The organism is Klebsiella sp. CN_Kp113 (assembly GCF_040064585.1).
Classification (GTDB): domain Bacteria; phylum Pseudomonadota; class Gammaproteobacteria; order Enterobacterales; family Enterobacteriaceae; genus Klebsiella; species Klebsiella michiganensis.
This window is the reverse complement of record NZ_JBEAID010000062.1, coordinates 1-2661: the sequence shown is the minus strand read 5'-3', so window position 1 is coordinate 2661 and position 2661 is coordinate 1. Positions and strand designations below refer to the sequence as shown.

Genomic DNA, 2661 nt, shown 5'->3' with positions numbered 1-2661 from the left:
GAATCTATGGTCACTCCCGTTTTTGCAACACCGATTTTGACGACAAGTTGGCTTGCTTGAATCTATCCGGCGTCTGAATGGGATTTTATTCCCGCGCCTTGATGAGTTCCGCGCCTGATGAACCTCCAGAAAATATACGGCTTCAATGAGCCTTTCCGTTTTACAGGTTCCTCAACAGGCCGGTGGGCCGTTAGTATCATCAATATCAGTATTCGCAAAACCAGATCAGTAATTCTTTAAACCGGTGTATTTCTGCCGTTATGCTACATAAGTTTGCTGTCGTGCCGTTAGGGCCCAGGCTATTCTGGCCAGCTTGTTTGCCAGAGCACAAGTGACGACAAAGTTGCTTTTCCGGCACAGTAAATCCCTGACCCAATCGGCCAATTTGCCAGACTGGTGTTCCAGTTTTTGTATGAATACCCTGGCACATTGAACCAACAAAGTTCGGATCTTTTTATTACCTCGCTTACTAATTCCCAGCAATGTCGTCCTACCTCCCGTGCTGTACTGCCGAGGTACAAGCCCTGTTGCCGCCGCAAAGTCACGGCTGCTGGCGTACTGCTTCCCGTCGCCAATCTCAGTTGAAATAGTACTCGCTGTCAGTGTTCCGACGCAGGGAATGCTCAGCAAGCGCTGTCCAACCTCATCTTCGTCCAACTTTCGTTTCAACTGGGATTCCAAATCTTTAATCTGCTCAACAAGATAGTGATAATGCTGTTGTAATTTCAGCAATAACTGGCTGAGGTAAAGAGGCAAACTATTATCCTCAAGAATGGTACTCAGTCGGCTAATAACGGCAGCTCCTCGGGGAACGCTAATGCCAAATTCCAGCAGAAAAGCATGCATTTGATTGGTTGTTTTTACCTTATCCTGAACCAGGGATTCACGGACACGATGCAGAGCCCGCATTGCCTGCTGAGATTCCGTTCTGGGCTGCACAAAACGCATAGACGGACGCGATGCAGCTTCACAAATAGCTTCGGCGTCGACAAAGTCGTTTTTATTGCTTTTAACGAACGGGCGGACAAATTGTGGTGATATCAGCTTTGGGGAATGCCCCAACTCTTCCAACTTGCGTGCCATAAAGTGAGAACCGCCACAGGCTTCCATTGCGATGGTTGTAGCGGGGCATGTCGCCAAAAATTCGATCAACTTTGGCCGGGTAAATTTTTTACGGTAAACAGCCTTCCCGCGACGATCCTGGCAATGAATATGGAAAGAGTTTTTACCCAGATCGATACCAATGAGCGCAATGTTTTCCATGATAGTTCTCCGAATGAAAGCCTGTCCTCAGCATAGTACCGGGAAGGAGGGAGTGACCATCTCATTATCTATGGTCACTCCCGTTTTTGCAACACCGATTTTGACGACAAGTTGGCTTGCTTGAATCTATCCGGCGTCTGAATGGGATTTTATTCCCGCGCCTTGATGAGTTCCGCGCCTGATGAACCTCCAGAAAATATACGGCTTCAATGAGCCTTTCCGTTTTACAGGTTCCTCAACAGGCCGGTGGGCCGTTAGTATCATCAATATCAGTATTCGCAAAACCAGATCAGTAATTCTTTAAACCGGTGTATTTCTGCCGTTATGCTACATAAGTTTGCTGTCGTGCCGTTAGGGCCCAGGCTATTCTGGCCAGCTTGTTTGCCAGAGCACAAGTGACGACAAAGTTGCTTTTCCGGCACAGTAAATCCCTGACCCAATCGGCCAATTTGCCAGACTGGTGTTCCAGTTTTTGTATGAATACCCTGGCACATTGAACCAACAAAGTTCGGATCTTTTTATTACCTCGCTTACTAATTCCCAGCAATGTCGTCCTACCTCCCGTGCTGTACTGCCGAGGTACAAGCCCTGTTGCCGCCGCAAAGTCACGGCTGCTGGCGTACTGCTTCCCGTCGCCAATCTCAGTTGAAATAGTACTCGCTGTCAGTGTTCCGACGCAGGGAATGCTCAGCAAGCGCTGTCCAACCTCATCTTCGTCCAACTTTCGTTTCAACTGGGATTCCAAATCTTTAATCTGCTCAACAAGATAGTGATAATGCTGTTGTAATTTCAGCAATAACTGGCTGAGGTAAAGAGGCAAACTATTATCCTCAAGAATGGTACTCAGTCGGCTAATAACGGCAGCTCCTCGGGGAACGCTAATGCCAAATTCCAGCAGAAAAGCATGCATTTGATTGGTTGTTTTTACCTTATCCTGAACCAGGGATTCACGGACACGATGCAGAGCCCGCATTGCCTGCTGAGATTCCGTTCTGGGCTGCACAAAACGCATAGACGGACGCGATGCAGCTTCACAAATAGCTTCGGCGTCGACAAAGTCGTTTTTATTGCTTTTAACGAACGGGCGGACAAATTGTGGTGATATCAGCTTTGGGGAATGCCCCAACTCTTCCAACTTGCGTGCCATAAAGTGAGAACCGCCACAGGCTTCCATTGCGATGGTTGTAGCGGGGCATGTCGCCAAAAATTCGATCAACTTTGGCCGGGTAAATTTTTTACGGTAAACAGCCTTCCCGCGACGATCCTGGCAATGAATATGGAAAGAGTTTTTACCCAGATCGATACCAATGAGCGCAATGTTTTCCATGATAGTTCTCCGAATGAAAGCCTGTCCTCAGCATAGTACCGGGAAGGAGGGAGTGACCATCTCATTAAATA

2 protein-coding genes are annotated in these 2661 nt (G+C 47.8%); both read right to left on the bottom strand.

Annotated features, from left to right (window positions below):
* Positions 1-258 precede the first annotated feature (258 nt).
* A complete protein-coding gene (locus tag ABLV30_RS26960) occupies positions 259-1263 on the bottom strand; it encodes an IS110-like element IS4321 family transposase (RefSeq protein WP_000427623.1) in 1005 nt (334 codons plus the stop codon).
* A gap of 322 nt (positions 1264-1585) precedes the next feature.
* The gene (locus tag ABLV30_RS26955) at positions 1586-2590 is read right to left on the bottom strand and encodes an IS110-like element IS4321 family transposase (RefSeq protein ID WP_000427623.1); all 1005 of its coding nucleotides are present in this window, start codon (positions 2588-2590) and stop codon (positions 1586-1588) included.
* Positions 2591-2661 lie beyond the last annotated feature (71 nt).